The following is a 15,070-nucleotide window of genomic DNA, read 5'->3' as shown; positions in this document are numbered from 1 at the left end:
GGGAGTAGCTAGCTAAAATGTACACTGCGGAGATGGGCATCCAAATCATCGATTGACTGGGTTAGCTATGGAAGAAGTGACCAGGTACCGGCAATTATTTATTCCAGGATTTTTAATCGGGAATATTTTCATGAAGTAAAAACAAAAGAGCCATCCGGAAATTTCTAGGTGGCTCTCAGGTAATTGGATTATATCAGTTGTTAATTTAGGAATTCATCAAAGGTCAAGCTTACAAAGTACATGGTACCAACAGTTGGATTGCCCCATGCCTGGGTATATCCTTTGCTGAATAGATTTGAGCCACCTATTTTCAAGATTGACTTAATGCTTTTCAGTTTATAACTCACCTGGGCATCAAATGTGCCATAGGACGGAATTACAGAAAGTTGCTGCGTAGAAACTGCAGGACTGACAAAAGAGGATTGCCAAACAAACTCACCTTGCCATCTGTAAGCCAATGCGAACCCAAGATTATCTATGACTTCTCTGTTCGCAAAATTCAACACATATCGATATTCTGGAGTATTGAAGCTAGGCTGAAATCCAGTCTCTGCCAGCTCATCTAAATTGGAAAGCGTATTGTAAGATACATTTCCCCCTATTGTATACCCTTTTGGAAGCCTGTAATCTAAGCTGGCTGCCCAGCCCCATGATTTGATGATTTCAGCTCTGTTTACGGGCGTGGAATAAACATTTCTTCCACCTGGGCCAACACCTATTAGATTTAGGCCTGTAAGGGCATTTGGCCCCTGAAGACCTGCATCAGATGCATCTTGAACCAATACCTGGCTTCCATTGAAGTTTTCAAATCTATTGAAATAGGCATAGGCATCTACCAAAAGGTTTTGACCCCAAATTCCCTTGTAACCGACTTCAAAAGATTTTACCCGTTCAGGTTTGAACTCCTCGATTTCGTAGGGTTGTAAAAGTTCTAAATTTGCTCCTGCTGCCAGAAATCCTACCGTTTGGATTACTGCGGCAGGTGCCTCAGAAGGATCTATCAATCCAGCTTCAACTTGTTGCTGAACTATAGCTTGTGCCTGAGCTTGAATTGCAGGATCCAGAGTCGATTGTTGAACAGCAGCTCCATAATTAGTTACAGTAGCAAGCGTATAGCCTGAATTCGCACGTAGGTTATATCGGTCTGCAAAGAAAGGCAATCCTCCGATCAGTCGAGCCTGTGGAGTGTTCAGGTCAATGTACTGATCTTGGTTGGTCGGAATACGGAAACCAGTTTGGTATGAAGCTCGGAAATTATGGTTTCCCTCTGTGAATACCCCTGAAACTCTTGGCGACCATTGTCCGGAAAAGTTTTCGTTTTTATCGTACCGGGCAGATGCTGTCAGTTTGAATTTATCGCTAAAGAACTTCTTGGAACCCTGAATATATCCTCCATATTCATTGATATTGAACTCATCTCCGTTTTCATCCAAGGCGAAAATCGTACCGTTTGAATTCAAGTCATAAATTCTATAGTTGGCTCCAACCACGAACTCTGCAAAACTGATTTGCTCCGACAAATTATAGGATCCCTCAAAATGATACAGATTACTGCTGTCTACAAATTTCGCCCCAACACCATTTTGGTCACCTGGGATAGGGCGGGAGGTAACATCATTCAATGCATTCTGAAATTCTGCAGTTCCTGGCATATACCTTCCTTGATCTGCAAAAGCTCTAGCAGCTAAGTGAGCCTGATCTGCTGGAAGTCCCCCACCAATAGCCTGGGCATAAGCCCCAACGTATTCGGGAAACCATTGAGTACTTGCTTTCCACGCTTCGTTGATACCCTGAGCGGCAGTTCCCACTGCAAATGCATCACCTGAACGCTCTTGAGTAGTATATGCTCTCAAATACCAATTGGACGCCCTTAATTCTGCTTTGTATTGTCCCATGGTAAAATCTTTGAGAGAATATCTGTCAGCTCCGGTATAGACTGTTGTCCCAAAGCCCAGATTGCCCTGAAGGACAGCCTCTATATTATCGTTGATTCTGTAATGAAGTGCGGCATTGAGTTTTATAGATTTGGTGCCATAATCAGCAAGATCTCTCTCCAGATAACCCGTTCTCGAAACAGCCATGCTTGGAATTAAAGAAAGAGCTGCTTCTGGAAGAACTCCTGCTGCTACCATAGACTGCGCCACTGATAGCATATTTACATTGGTTTCATCACCGTAACTATTCACCCCATTGTAAGCGGGGTTGTTGCCCGGGTTCCCGCTTTCTATAGTAGAACCATTGAGAAGGGATTGATCCCTAAAGTCATTTGCCTGCCAATCATCAGCCTTTAAGTATTCAAAGTTCACTTTAAAGGCAAACTTATCACTGATAGCTTTGGCATATCTTGCACTGAAATTGTAAAAACCGGTAGCCGATTTAGATCTATCGCTTTCATCCATAATGCCGGTTTTCACACTGGCTGAAAGCCCCTGGTACAGAAATGGGCTTTTTGAGTTCATCAGCAAAATACCGTTGATGGCATTGGGCCCATAGAGTGCTGAAGAAGCACCTGGAAGTAATTCTACACTTTCCAAGTCCAGTTCTGAGATACCTACAATGTTACCCACTGAGAAGTTTAGGCCAGGAGCCTGGTTGTCCATTCCATCGATAAGCTGCACGGTTCTCACGTTACCGTTAGCATTGAATCCTCGTGTATTGAAAGATTTGAATAGCAGAGACTGCGTACTCATTTCCACACCTTTCATGTTATTGATCGCATCGTAGAAACTTGCCTGCGGGGCGTCACGGATTGCGATGATATCCATTTTTTCCACCGAAACCGGCGATTGCAGCACACTTTCCTCAACCCTCGAAGCAGATACAACGATCTCTTGACCAAGAATTGAAGTTTCAGCAAGTTGGATGTCGAGGTTGCTTTGCGTCCCACTGACTTCTACTTCTTGGGTAGTATAGCCTATCATGGAAAAAACCAATGTAAAAGGAGGTTCCTGATTTACATTCAGATTGTATTTTCCCGAAAGGTCAGAGATTGTTCCGATTACTTTACCTTTTACCAAGATGTTGACTCCTACTAAAGTCTCTTTGGTATCTGCGTCGGTCACTGTTCCAGCTATTACGGTCTGGCCAATAACTTTACCTGCTGTTAGGGAAACCAAGACTGTCACCAGAAATACTGACATTCTGATTTTAGTTGTAAAATTGCTCATAGGCTTACTGTTTTTTAGTTATAGGGTCTATAAATATGGACTGATATTTCGTTGTTATTTGACGAAAAATAGCCTAAAAAATGAACATTTGTCGTTTTATTACTAAAATATATCATGGTTAAGACTAACAGGAAAATCGATTGAGAAGGAAACTTCTACCTATAAATAAAAATTATAAAATGAAAGCACTAGTTTATTATTGATCTCAGATCACTTCGCCTAGTTTGTTAAAAAATCCAAAAACTACTGTTTTTTTACATGGAGGTGAAACCCTAGCAAAAAAGCCCGGCATGTGCCGGGCTTTTTGATAAATCAGTGTTGAAAATTATCCATTTTTGTTTTCTTCATTTACGTGTCTGACCAGACGGTCGCATAACTCTTTGATCTCTTCGGACATGTACTCGTCAGCGGTGCTGTTCAAGATCGTTTGTGCCATTCCCCCCAGAATATCTATGTAGAAACGCTTCATCTCCACGACTGACATTTCCTCAGTCCATAGATCAATACGGAGTGTGCTGTGGTTTAGATTGTCCCAGACGTTAAGACTAATGCTCTTAGTATCTTCCAGACCTGCACCTTCTTTATCCGAAGCATCCCATTTGATCGCTTTGGGAAAACTGTTTTCATCTAAATCAACCTGGAATTTAATCTCTGAATTTTTCATACTTTATATTTTGATTCCTTCGAACCCTCTGTTTTTCTACAAAATTAATCAGGTTAACTTTAATAGCATCCTCTGGGTTCATTTTTGCAGGTTTTATTCAAAAACCATTTCGGGAACTTCACCGCCAATGATAAGTTTACCTGCGGTTTTCTCCTTGATTTCTTCCACTGAAACACCAGGTGCTCTTTCCTGAAGTATAAAACCTCCATCAGGGGAAATTTCCAAGACAGCCAGGTCAGTCACTATCTTTTTTACACAGCGAAGTCCCGTGATAGGAAGTGAGCATTCTGTAAGAAGTTTGGATTCGCCTGACCGCGAACAATGTTGCATTGCTACAATAATATTGTCAGCAGAGGCGACAAGATCCATCGCTCCCCCCATGCCTTTGACCATCTTACCGGGGATTTTCCAATTGGCTATGTCGCCATTTTGAGACACTTCCATAGCACCGAGAATAGTCAGGTGTACATGTCCGCCCCGAATCATGGCGAAAGATTCAGCAGAGTTGAAAAGTGCCGAACCTTTGACCATCGTTACAGTCTGCTTCCCAGCATTGATAAGATCGGGGTCGATTTGATCCTCTGTAGGGAAGGGGCCAATTCCAAGTAGTCCATTTTCAGATTGAAGAACCACTTCCAGCTCATCGGGAATGTAGTTGGCCACTAAGGTTGGGATGCCTATCCCTAGATTTATGTATTGCCCATTTTTCACCTCTTTGGCGATTCTCCTGGCTATTTGATCTTTTGTAAGCATTTTGGGTTGATTTTAAGTCTATGGATGAAGAAAAATTGAATTTACGTTGCCTTTCTTCTAGCTTGAGACTGTCCTCTGCTCTATCCGCTTCTGGTAATTCTCTCCTTGAAAGATTCGTTGCACATAGATCCCCGGAGTATGGATCTCATTGGGATGCAACTCTCCTGCCTGAACCAATTCTTCTACTTCTGCAATGCAAATCTTTCCTGCCGCAGCCATCATAGGATTAAAATTCCGGGCTGTTCCCTTGAAAATCAAATTCCCTGCGGTATCGCCTTTCCAGGCTTTCACGATGGAAAAATCAGCTTTCAGCCAACTTTCCAACAGATACATTTTACCATCAAATTCCCGTGACTCCTTACCTTCAGCTACTTCTGTACCGACTCCGGCAGGAGTGAAGAAAGCAGGAATTCCTGCACCGCCGGCGCGAACCCGCTCTGCAAGGGTACCCTGGGGGATTAGGTCTACCTCCAGTTCTCCACTGAGTAATTGTCTTTCAAACTCTGCGTTTTCGCCTACATAGCTCGAGATCATCTTTTTAACCATTCGCTTTCTCAGCAGAAGACCGATGCCGAAATCATCTACGCCGGCATTATTTGAGACAATGGTCAATCCGGAAATATTCCTTTCCAGAAGGGCGGAAATACAATTTTCGGGAATCCCAGTCAGGCCAAATCCCCCCATCATCAGCATGCAGTCGCTAGGGATGTCTTCTACAGCTTCATGAGCATTCTTTACAGTTTTGTTGATCATATTTTTTGGGTTTATAGCAAGTTCTTGGCATTCTTACGATCTATGAAAAGTTGTTCTTTCAATGCTTCCAATCCATCAAATTTTCTTTCTTCCCGAAGGAATGCTTTGAGGTAAATCGTAATCTGCTTATCGTACAGATCACCTTGAAAATCGAATAAATTAGCCTCTACAGTTTTTTGGGTACCATTCACCGTAGGACGGTTTCCTATGTTCAGCATGGCCTTATAAAGCGCTCCGTTCACCAAAGCCTCTACTGCGTAAACGCCATCTTTGGGGATAAGTTTGTAATCGTTGGGTATATGGATGTTTGCAGTTGGAAACCCGATAGATCTGCCGATCTGCTGACCTTTGATCACCAAACCATTCAGCTCATAGGGTCTGCCCAGATAATTGATAGCTGTAGCAATATCTCCTGTCTCCAATGCATGTCGGATTTTTGTGCTGGAAACCCCAATATCTTCTACGTCCTGACGTGAGATCTCCTCCAGATCAAATCCATATTCCTCATGATGGGCTTTCAGGTATCCAAAACTTCCCTCCCGGTTTTTTCCAAAACGATGGTCATATCCTATGACCAGCTTTTTGGTTTGGATCCTTTCCACCAATACGGATTCTATAAACTCCTTGGAAGTAAGCTGGGAAAATTCCTTAGTGAACGGAATCGTGATCAAATGATCAATACCAAATTCCCTAAGCAATTTGGCTTTCTCCTCAAAAGTGCTCAAAAGTCTAAGATTATGCTCCTCAGGATACAGGACTAACCTGGGATGGGGCCAAAAAGTAATTAAAACAGTTTCCCCATCGAACGAGCGGGCTATTTCACGGATTCGCCGAAGAATTTTCTGATGCCCCAAATGCACTCCATCAAATGTCCCACTGGTTACCACTGCGTTGTGGAGCTTGGGAAAATCACTTAGGCCTTCATAGATTTTCATTTGTTCTTGCTTTGATTTCTTCTACCAAGGGCAGGAGCTTACATGCTTCGGAGAGTTTGAAATTACCAATCCTTGTTCTGCAAAGCGAACTCATATAAGCTCCCACATTCAATTTCTCGCCTAAATCCCTTGCTAGACTTCGAATATAGGTTCCTTTGGAGCAAACAATTCTAAACTCCAAAACCGGATTTTCAAACTTGATGATTTCAAATTCACTTACCGTCACCGGACGTGCATCCATTTTCACATCCTTTCCTTTTCTGGCAGATTCATAGACACGCTTCCCGCCCACCTTGATTGCTGAGTGCATAGGAGGGATTTGCAAAATATCTCCGGTAAGCTCAGCTACCGCCTCCTTTACTTGTTCCAAAGTAATCTGGGAAGGATCGGACACAGGGATAACCGGTTGCTCCAAATCAAAGGAATCAGTCGTGGATCCAAGTACGAAAGTACCCGTATATTCCTTTTCTTGACCCATAAATGAGTCAATTTGCTTGGTCATTTTTCCAGCGCAAACAATGAGTAATCCCGTGGCTAAAGGATCAAGTGTGCCTGCATGACCTACTTTTTTGATTCGAAGTGCGTTTCGGACTTTTTTAACCACATCAAACGATGTCCATTCAAAAGGCTTGTCGATTAAAAATACTTCTCCGTAGGGTTGTTCTTGCATGCTATAAATATAATCCAGCCACAATTGCAATCACACCCACGATTAGGCAGTAAATGGAAAAATAACTGAGTTTACTGTTTCTTACGAGTTTGATCATCCAGGTACAAGCCAGTACCCCGGCCACAAAGGCAGCAATGAATCCTGCACTTAGATAAGCTAGGCCCTCAGTCTCCAAGGAGAGACCACCGTCTAAAATATCTTTTGCAATTTTCCCTAAAATCAAGGGAACGACCATCAAAAAAGAGAATCTAGCAGCTTTTGCCTTGTCAATCCCTAACAGCACAGAGGTGGAAATAGTAGCTCCAGAACGGGAAATCCCCGGAAGAATAGCGATTGCCTGTGCTATGCCGATGATCAGTGCCTGGCCGAAGGTCACTGGCTGGTCGGTGAATTTGGCTTTGTCAGCCAAATAAAGAAGTATCGCTGTCAAAATGAGCATACAGCCCACAAAAACAATCTGCCCTCCAAATAATGTCTCTAATTCTTCCTGGAAGACAACCCCGACGATCGCAGCGGGGATCATCGAGAGCACTATCTTGAATACAAATTGCGTCTCACTGTTCCACTCAAACTTGGATAATCCCCTGAGGATTTCTCCTATATCCTTTCGGAAAACGACAATGGTACTTAAAGCCGTGGCAAAATGGACCACAACAGTAAACATCAGTCCCTCTGCCGGCATTTTGCTTTCTCCTAAAATTGCCTTTCCAAGCTCAAGGTGGCCACTCGAAGAAACGGGCAAAAACTCCGTCAATCCCTGAATAATTCCAAGGATAATTGCATCAATAATTTCCACGTTTAGTTACTTTCCGTTTTGGCGAAAATAGCATAGAATTCAAAAATAAATCCAGCCAGAGTTACAATTGGTCCTATTGTCAAGCCCAAAATACCATTTCCGTGCGGTTCGCTGTCCAGTCCAATAATGATAAATCCAAGAATAATCAGACCTATGCCGATAAACATCAGCTTATAATTTTTGCGAGAAAAAGGAAAAGAAGATTTGCTCATTATATTTAATAGAGTTCGTCCAAAGACATGTTTAAATACTTATTTACAGCCCGCAAGGTACTTAGTACAGACAGAATTCCTCCCACACCAATCAAAATACCGAAGAGAAGCACTAATAACTGTTGGTTTTGAAGCATTGCAAACCCCTCAATGTTAGCCTGTGTATATTTCACTAAAGCGAAAAGAATTACCGAAGCAAAAGCACCAGCCATCATTCCAAACAAGAACGCTCTGGAAAGAAATGGTTTTCTGATAAACCCTCTTGTAGCACCTACCAGCTGCATAGAGCGTATAAGAAAACGCTGTGAGAACAAAGCGAGTCTAATGGTGTTGTTGATCAACATGACTACTGTAATGATCAAGATCAAAATGAACCCTCCCAATACTATACTTATCTTCAATAGGTTTTTATTGATAGAATCTACCAGATCTGTCATGTACGAAACTTCGAATACGCCAGGAATAGCCTCAATTTCTGTTGCGATTCCATCTAGCTGCTCTGAGGTCTGGAATTCCTCGGCAATCGTCAAAACAAAACTGTCGCGGAGCGGATTGTCTTCGAGGAATTTTGTAAAATCTTCTCCTGTACTTTCAATGAAGGTAGCCGCAGCTTCCTCGTCCGATACAAACCTTATACTTAGGGTATCTTCTTTTTGAAGAATAAATGAGCGCTTGGAAAGATTGTCTTGTATACCATCGAGGTCTTTTTGTTCCAGGTTTTTATCCAAGAACACCTGCACTTCAATATTTTCCCGGATCATACTGGTCAGCGTCTTGGCCTGAATTAATATCACTCCGAAAAGACCTACAATAAAAAGTGATAACGTGGTACTGAACAGAACACTTCCGAATTTAAAGTGTCCAAGTGTCTTTTTCTTCCTTGGATAATTGGCCATAGATTACGTTTTCTTCTCAAAAGTAATCTTCCCCAAGGATATTGCCAATCTATTCCATAGAAAGGATTTCAACAACTTTTTTCCATTCAAACCAAAAATCTAATGTTTTACTTCCTATAGCGCTATCAAACAGGCAAAAAGCAATTGTGACAGCTGACCTTCGCCCAGATAAAAACTCAAAAACACAACAGATTGTATTACATTCCTTTACATCAGCTTTGGAATCATGATAACGCTGGAAATTTAGCCTTCTTTCTAAAATTGGTCTGCTCATTTATGAGTGGGAAATAATTTCCCCGATTTGACTGGTTTATCATTGATTAGAAACTAGGGATGGAAGCTAGGCTAAAGAAGGGAGGATACCATGGTTTTTCTTTTAGCAAAGAAGAAATTAGAAGATTCAAAAAGCAGCTAAAAAAGACAAAACTCACCTTCCTCATTCCCAGCCAGCGTGAAACAAATCTGGCAAGAATATAACAGATAGAGCGACTGAATCTTCTTCACAATAGTATAATCGTCTCTAAATCAAGAAATTATATGATAATCAGAATAGGGATTTTTGTTTTCAAAAATGAGCGGTTTTATCGAAATGTAAGGCTGAAATGAAAAAAGTTGAGCCTTTCGCAAGTCAAATTGCTTCTTCGCTTGTTAATCAAAGAACAGTATTGTCAAAAGATTACGGTGATTCATTTAGACTTAGGTATGATTTTAGGGAAGTAGGGTATTATCTAATTAGCCTAATTCAAAGTTTTACTAAAATCTTTTTTATGAAAGCTTGCCAATACACATCACTAATCACATTACTAGTGCTGCTGACAGTAGAAAATGTAGAAGCGCAATCTAAGTCAAAAGTACTAGGAGTGTGGTATAATACTGAAAAAACAGCCCAGATCGAGATAATGGAAAATGATACAGAATTAATTGGTAAAATTATCTGGATCAAACATGAAAAGGGGGAGCAGGACTTATTTACCGATACAGTGAATTCGGATACCAGCTTAAGAAATCGACCCTTAATGGGACTTACGATCCTAGAAGGCTTAAAATATAACAATGGAATTTGGTCTGACGGGAAGATATATGATCCTAAAACAGGAACAAGCTACATCTGTGAGGTGCAACTTAAGAAGAGAGACATCCTTGAGATTAAAGGTTACCTGGGAGAATCGTGGGTTAGCAGGACAGTGGAGTGGAATAGAGTAAAAAAATGAGGCAGAAAAATCCCGCCTCATTTTTATACGTCTGTATGGGTCCCTTTTACGGATTTTGCTGCAAGTAGAATGATTTAAGGATATAGGACAATTGTTCAAATTCAATCAGAAAAGCATCATGCCCAGCTGTTGAGGTAATTTCCTTATAGGTACCTTTTCTCACATGTTGGCTGATATATTGAGATTCCTCCGGAAGAAAAAGTAAATCTGAATCAACTCCAATAGCCAATACATTTGCATCAATTCTCCCCAAAGCCTCCTCCAATCTGCCCCGGTTTCTACCCAAATCATGTGAGTCCATTGTTTTACTTAACGTCCAATAGGAGAGTGCATTAAAACGCTTCGCCAGCTTCTGTCCCTGATATCGTAAGTAAGAGGCAGCGCGATAATCATCCAGCCTATTTTCAGAATCAGCTTGCTTGATCGCTAGGTCAAGCGGATGTCTATACGTAAGCATTGCAATTGCCCTGGCCGTTTCCAGTCCTTTTTGACCTGCTAGTTCATGGCTCTCACCCCAGGTACAATCAGATTCTATTGCCATTCGCTGAGTTTCATTGAAGCCTATCACCCAAGGTCTTGACTTGGCTGTAGAAGCCAGAATGACGGCGTTCTTAAGCTTATTCCCCAATAAATAAGCCCATTCCAACCCTACCTGACCACCCAAAGAACCACCAATAAGACTATGGATTGATTCTATCTTCAGGTGTATCCTCAAGCGTTCCAATCCCTGCGCTAGGTCCCGGGTTGTCATTTGGGGAAAATCGTAATAGTACGGCTTGTTGGTTTTTGGATTCTCGCTGAATGGTTGTGTGGAGCCATAGCATGATCCCAAGAGATTGGCACAGATAATAAAATAATCCGAAGGGTCGAAAAACTTGTCTTCTCCGATCAGGCCGCTCCACCATTCTGATGCATTGGAATCTCCAGTAAGCGCATGAATTACCCATATCACATTCGATCTGTCTGAATTCAGCTGACCATACGTAGTATAGCCCAGGTCAAATTCAGGGAGTATCTCTCCTGATTCTAAGTGTAAAGGAAAACTAGAATGAAATATTTCCTGCGTCATGGTAATCGAAGCATACTGGCTTTTAAGATTCATTTGCTGTGTTAAATTTTATCGAAAGCTTGTTGTAAATCAGCTTTAATATCTTCAATGTGCTCAAGGCCACAAGAGATTCTCAGCTGGGTTGGGGTAACACCGGCAGCGATTTGCTCTTCGTCAGAAAGTTGCTGGTGAGTGGTCGCCGAAGGTTGGATGATCAATGTTTTTGCATCTCCTACATTAGCCAGGTGAGAAATCAAATTCAGGTTGTTTATCAGGGTCGAAGCCTGTTCTTTCTCTCCTTTTAATTCAAAACTTAAAACACCACCAAAACCATTTTTCAGATATTTTTTTGCCAACGTATGGTAGGGAGACGACGGTAAGCCAGGGTAATTCACCTTTTGGACCAATGGATGGTTTTCCAGCCACTTCGCCAGCTCAAGGGCGTTATCAACAGTTTTCTGAAGACGTAGAGAAAGAGTCTCTATTCCTTGAAGCAGTAGGAAAGAATTAAAAGGACTGATGGCCGGACCAAAATCCCTCAGACCTTCCACACGTGCCCTGATAGCAAATGCTACATTGGGAAGTCCAAGTGGATTATTTTCCCCGAAAGTCTCCCAAAAATTCAATCCATGATATCCCTCGGATGGCTCTGAAAATTGCTTGTATTTCCCATTGCCCCAGTTGAAGTTTCCACCGTCAACAATAATACCGCCAATGGAGGTACCATGCCCACCGATCCACTTTGTCGCTGATGAGGTCACTATATTTGCCCCATGATCCAGTGGTTTGAATAAATACCCGCCGGCACCAAAGGTATTGTCGACAACTAATGGAATGTCATGTTTTTTGGCAATAGCGGCAATTGCATCAAAGTCTGGGATGTTGAATTCTGGATTTCCGATGGTTTCCAGATAAATAGCTTTAGTCCTCCCGTCAATCAGCTTCTCAAAGTATTCAGGATCATTGCCTTTTGCAAAACGAGCTTCAATCCCCAATCTTTTGAATGCAACTTTGAATTGATTGTAGGTACCCCCATAGAGGAACGTGGTAGAAACGAAATTGTCCCCAGCTTCCATTATATTGTTTAAAGCCAGGAATTGTGCGGCCTGTCCGGAACTTGTGGCAACGGCAGCTACTCCGCCTTCCAGTGCAGCTATCCTGTTTTCAAATACATCTGTAGTAGGATTCATTATTCGGGTATAGATATTCCCAAATTCTTTCAGTCCAAAAAGGTTTGCCCCATGCTCAGCAGAATTGAAAACATAGGAAGTAGTCTGATAGATAGGAACCGCACGGGAATTGGTAGCCGGATCTGGCTGCTGGCCTGCATGGACCTGAAGTGTGTCAAAATGATAAGTCGAAGACATAGTTAAATGGATTTATGGTTGTAAAAACTTGGAAAAACAAAGACAAACTCCTGGAAATCATGAGTTGGTCCAATAAGACGCAGAACGCCGTAGATGAATAGAATTCTTTACTTCATACGAATTTTGAAGAGAAAGGGAAGAGGGCGAATATCCGTGGTGCATATACATATGAACTTATAGTTCCAAATGAGATTATCGCATTTGGCAGGAATTGGCACCTTGGACTTTCCAGGTTGCCAGAGGGTCAATGAGCCTGTCTCTCGCCTCTTCTATATAAATCCAAGCACTAAAAGTGAAAGGATGATGCAAATAAAGAGACCGTGGATGAAAAATCAAAATAATTCTTCATCCACGGTCAAAAAAACTGTTCTTAGGAATCCAATTGATCCAGGTTATATCTGAAGATTGGATTGATATTTTCAAATTCAGGTTCAATATTTACCAGTTCCTTGACCAGGCCATCATTAAGTCCATACGCCCAGCCATGGACTTGGGGAGCTTTTCTGGCCTTCCAAGCCTTTTGGATAATGGAGGTTTTAATCAGATCCTGACATTGTTCGATCACATTGAATTCTACCAGTTTATTTACTTTCGCCTCGTGGCTTTCCATAGCATCTACTTCATCCTTATAGAGATTATAGACTTCCTTGATATTTCTTAGCCATTTATTGATCAGGCCAAGATTGTTATTTCCTATGGCAGCGTCCACACCTCCGCAACCGTAATGGCCACAAACAATAACATGTTCGACTTTCAATACTTCCACCGCATATTGCAACACACTTAACATATTGAGGTCAGTATGAACTACCATGTTTGCAATATTTCTATGCACAAAGATCTCCCCAGGATCTGTGCCTGTGATCTGATTGGCAGGAACCCTACTATCCGAGCATCCTATCCATAGGAATTTGGGTGATTGTTGTTTTGCTAATCTAGAAAAAAAATTTTCGTCAGAGCTGTTTTGCTCTTTTGACCATGCTTTGTTTTGAAGTAATAGTTTTTCGTAAGGATTCATATCTTTTCGTATATTTTATGTCTATAACCTTCCACCGATACTTTGATGCCTCTATCAGAAGATGACTCAATAAAGTCATTCAAAACCTCTTGAATATCATGATCAATAAACTGGGCCTTCTGGGCATTTATTATCACTTTAGTGTTTGCCGGTATTTGTGAAAGGCTTTTCATTAAAAGAGCCTTATTAAGGAAGGATACGTCTTTTTGAAGACTTAAGAGATAATTTCCGTTCAGTTCAGTAAGAGTAACAGCACGTGTAAAGTTAGTCTTGATCACAAAGAACAGTCCGAACACCATACCGATACCGATTCCTACAAGTAGATCTGTAAACAAAATCGCAATTACAGTCACTATAAAAGGAATAAACTGGTCCCAACCGTTTTCATACATCTTAATGAATATGGAAGGCTTGGCGAGTTTGTACCCGACTACAAACAGTACGGCAGCAAGGCAACTGAGCGGGATCATATTGAGGATGTTAGGAATACTTAGAACTAAAATCATCAACAATATGCCATGGAAAATAGCTGACATTTTTGTTCTGGAGCCTGATGCTATATTAGCTGAACTTCTTACGATCACCGCTGTGATGGGAAGTCCACCGATAAGCCCTGAAAAAGAATTGCCAATGCCCTGGGCCACCAGTTCTCTGCTTGGCGGGGTAGTTCTCTTGTGGGGATCAAGTTTATCTGCTGCATCTATACACAATAGTGTTTCCAAGCTACCTATGATAGCAATGGTCGCAGCCACAATCCAAAACGTACTTTCACCGATCATGGAGAAATCCGGGAAAGTGAGAAGTTTTCCAGCTTCACTTAGACTGTCAACCATCGGTATGCTTACCAGATGCTCTCCGTTTAATTGCCAATCCGGTTTCCAGACACCATATAAAATATTGATGAGAATCCCGGAGATTACTGCCCATAAAGCGCCGGGTACAACCCCAAAAATTTTATGATTCTTGACTCTTGGTCTTTCAAAGATAATTAGAATGGCCAACGCAATAAGAACAATAGGAATTGCTCCTGGACTGAAATATTTGAACGCATACCATATTTCTGTGATTGTATTATGATTATCCGCCTGAAGAAAGGTTTCATCTCCCATCGCATCAACGTCATAGCCTAATGCATGTGGTATCTGCTTTAAAATCAATATCAGACCAATCGCAGTCAGCATGCCTTTGATGACCCCATGGGGGAAATAATATCCTATTACACCGGCTTTGGCTATACCCAATCCCAGCTGAATTAAACCTGCAATGACGAGCGTTGCCAGGAAAAGGGGAAAGGTCCCCATGCTATTGATGGAGTCAAGTACTATCACAGTCAATCCTGCTGCCGGTCCACTTACACTGACATGGGATCCTGATAGCGCACCTACTATTATTCCACCTACTATGCCTGCAATTAGTCCAGACATGGGAGGTGCCCCACTGGCTATCGCAATTCCTAAACAAAGGGGAAGTGCAACAAGAAAAACCACTACACTGGCTTTTAAATCGTATTTTAAATTCTTTCCTAGAAGGGTGTTCATTTGAATAACATGTATTTAAAGCTGGTGTGGGTTTTGTTGTCT

15 protein-coding genes and 1 riboswitch are annotated in these 15,070 nt (G+C 41.7%); of the genes, 1 reads left to right on the top strand and 14 read right to left on the bottom strand.

Going from position 1 to position 15,070, the window contains the following annotated elements; all coding sequences use genetic code 11:
* Positions 1-200 precede the first annotated feature (200 nt).
* The 10 genes from AS141_RS04500 to AS141_RS04455 form a co-directional block, all read right to left on the bottom strand.
* Positions 201-3,167: a TonB-dependent receptor gene (locus AS141_RS04500; RefSeq protein WP_057936438.1), complete on the bottom strand. Its 2,967-nt coding sequence runs from the start codon at positions 3,165-3,167 to the stop codon at positions 201-203.
* Between the two features lie 325 nt (positions 3,168-3,492).
* On the bottom strand, positions 3,493-3,831 hold the full coding sequence (gldC, locus tag AS141_RS04495) for a gliding motility protein GldC (RefSeq protein WP_057936437.1): 339 nt from the start codon (positions 3,829-3,831) through the stop codon (positions 3,493-3,495).
* Between the two features lie 93 nt (positions 3,832-3,924).
* Positions 3,925-4,584 carry a 3-oxoacid CoA-transferase subunit B gene (locus AS141_RS04490; RefSeq protein ID WP_057936436.1) on the bottom strand — a complete coding sequence of 220 codons (660 nt, stop codon included), beginning with the start codon at positions 4,582-4,584 and terminating at the stop codon, positions 3,925-3,927.
* Between the two features lie 57 nt (positions 4,585-4,641).
* Positions 4,642-5,337: a CoA transferase subunit A gene (locus AS141_RS04485; RefSeq protein WP_057936435.1), complete on the bottom strand. Its 696-nt coding sequence runs from the start codon at positions 5,335-5,337 to the stop codon at positions 4,642-4,644.
* 11 nt (positions 5,338-5,348) lie between these two features.
* A complete protein-coding gene (locus tag AS141_RS04480) occupies positions 5,349-6,272 on the bottom strand; it encodes a bifunctional riboflavin kinase/FAD synthetase (RefSeq protein WP_057936434.1) in 924 nt (307 codons plus the stop codon).
* On the bottom strand, positions 6,259-6,942 hold the full coding sequence (gene truB / locus AS141_RS04475) for a tRNA pseudouridine(55) synthase TruB (protein WP_057936433.1): 684 nt from the start codon (positions 6,940-6,942) through the stop codon (positions 6,259-6,261). Before truB ends, AS141_RS04480 begins: the two co-directional genes overlap by 14 nt.
* Before the next feature lies 1 nt (position 6,943).
* Entirely contained in the window at positions 6,944-7,738 is a 795-nt protein-coding gene (locus AS141_RS04470) for an undecaprenyl-diphosphate phosphatase (protein WP_057936432.1), read from the bottom strand.
* Positions 7,739-7,740: 2 nt separating this feature from the next.
* Positions 7,741-7,950: a DUF3098 domain-containing protein gene (locus tag AS141_RS04465; RefSeq protein ID WP_057936431.1), complete on the bottom strand. Its 210-nt coding sequence runs from the start codon at positions 7,948-7,950 to the stop codon at positions 7,741-7,743.
* A gap of 5 nt (positions 7,951-7,955) precedes the next feature.
* The gene (locus tag AS141_RS04460) at positions 7,956-8,846 is read right to left on the bottom strand and encodes a cell division protein FtsX (protein ID WP_057936430.1); all 891 of its coding nucleotides are present in this window, start codon (positions 8,844-8,846) and stop codon (positions 7,956-7,958) included.
* Between the two features lie 49 nt (positions 8,847-8,895).
* Entirely contained in the window at positions 8,896-9,120 is a 225-nt protein-coding gene (locus tag AS141_RS04455; RefSeq protein WP_057936429.1) for a hypothetical protein, read from the bottom strand.
* A 328-nt stretch (positions 9,121-9,448) separates the two neighbouring features.
* On the opposite strand from AS141_RS04455, the gene AS141_RS04450 reads away from it, so the two are divergent.
* Entirely contained in the window at positions 9,449-10,057 is a 609-nt protein-coding gene (locus AS141_RS04450; protein ID WP_057936428.1) for a DUF2147 domain-containing protein, read from the top strand.
* 46 nt (positions 10,058-10,103) lie between these two features.
* Here the strand turns inward: AS141_RS04450 and AS141_RS04445 are convergent, their stop codons facing one another.
* The 4 genes from AS141_RS04445 to AS141_RS04430 all read right to left on the bottom strand — a co-directional run bounded on the left by AS141_RS04445 (position 10,104) and on the right by AS141_RS04430 (position 15,028).
* The gene (locus AS141_RS04445) at positions 10,104-11,159 is read right to left on the bottom strand and encodes a homoserine O-acetyltransferase family protein (protein WP_057936427.1); all 1,056 of its coding nucleotides are present in this window, start codon (positions 11,157-11,159) and stop codon (positions 10,104-10,106) included.
* Positions 11,160-11,167: 8 nt separating this feature from the next.
* On the bottom strand, positions 11,168-12,472 hold the full coding sequence (locus tag AS141_RS04440; RefSeq protein WP_057936426.1) for an O-acetylhomoserine aminocarboxypropyltransferase/cysteine synthase family protein: 1,305 nt from the start codon (positions 12,470-12,472) through the stop codon (positions 11,168-11,170).
* A 171-nt stretch (positions 12,473-12,643) separates the two neighbouring features.
* Positions 12,644-12,752: riboswitch (SAM riboswitch) on the bottom strand.
* Positions 12,753-12,842: 90 nt separating this feature from the next.
* Positions 12,843-13,490, bottom strand: a complete 648-nt coding sequence (gene can / locus AS141_RS04435) for a carbonate dehydratase (RefSeq protein WP_057936425.1) — start codon at positions 13,488-13,490, stop codon at positions 12,843-12,845.
* Entirely contained in the window at positions 13,487-15,028 is a 1,542-nt protein-coding gene (locus tag AS141_RS04430) for a SulP family inorganic anion transporter (protein WP_057936424.1), read from the bottom strand. Before AS141_RS04430 ends, can begins: the two co-directional genes overlap by 4 nt.
* Positions 15,029-15,070: the final 42 nt, after the last annotated feature.

This window comes from Algoriphagus resistens, from assembly GCF_001442615.1.
GTDB lineage: Bacteria > Bacteroidota > Bacteroidia > Cytophagales > Cyclobacteriaceae > Algoriphagus > Algoriphagus resistens.
The sequence above is the reverse complement of the archived record's forward strand: the minus strand, read 5'-3'. Positions and strand labels throughout refer to the sequence as shown.

Coding starts and splice junctions, on each gene's coding strand:
- AS141_RS04500 (WP_057936438.1), bottom strand. CDS start 3,167: ATGAGCAATTTTACAACTAAAATCAGAATGTCAGTATTTCTGGTGACA.
- gldC (WP_057936437.1), bottom strand. CDS start 3,831: ATGAAAAATTCAGAGATTAAATTCCAGGTTGATTTAGATGAAAACAGT.
- AS141_RS04490 (WP_057936436.1), bottom strand. CDS start 4,584: ATGCTTACAAAAGATCAAATAGCCAGGAGAATCGCCAAAGAGGTGAAA.
- AS141_RS04485 (WP_057936435.1), bottom strand. CDS start 5,337: ATGATCAACAAAACTGTAAAGAATGCTCATGAAGCTGTAGAAGACATC.
- AS141_RS04480 (WP_057936434.1), bottom strand. CDS start 6,272: ATGAAAATCTATGAAGGCCTAAGTGATTTTCCCAAGCTCCACAACGCA.
- truB (WP_057936433.1), bottom strand. CDS start 6,942: ATGCAAGAACAACCCTACGGAGAAGTATTTTTAATCGACAAGCCTTTT.
- AS141_RS04465 (WP_057936431.1), bottom strand. CDS start 7,950: ATGAGCAAATCTTCTTTTCCTTTTTCTCGCAAAAATTATAAGCTGATG.
- AS141_RS04460 (WP_057936430.1), bottom strand. CDS start 8,846: ATGGCCAATTATCCAAGGAAGAAAAAGACACTTGGACACTTTAAATTC.
- AS141_RS04455 (WP_057936429.1), bottom strand. CDS start 9,120: ATGAGCAGACCAATTTTAGAAAGAAGGCTAAATTTCCAGCGTTATCAT.
- AS141_RS04450 (WP_057936428.1), top strand. CDS start 9,449: ATGAAAAAAGTTGAGCCTTTCGCAAGTCAAATTGCTTCTTCGCTTGTT.
- AS141_RS04445 (WP_057936427.1), bottom strand. CDS start 11,159: ATGAATCTTAAAAGCCAGTATGCTTCGATTACCATGACGCAGGAAATA.
- AS141_RS04440 (WP_057936426.1), bottom strand. CDS start 12,472: ATGTCTTCGACTTATCATTTTGACACACTTCAGGTCCATGCAGGCCAG.
- can (WP_057936425.1), bottom strand. CDS start 13,490: ATGAATCCTTACGAAAAACTATTACTTCAAAACAAAGCATGGTCAAAA.
- AS141_RS04430 (WP_057936424.1), bottom strand. CDS start 15,028: ATGAACACCCTTCTAGGAAAGAATTTAAAATACGATTTAAAAGCCAGT.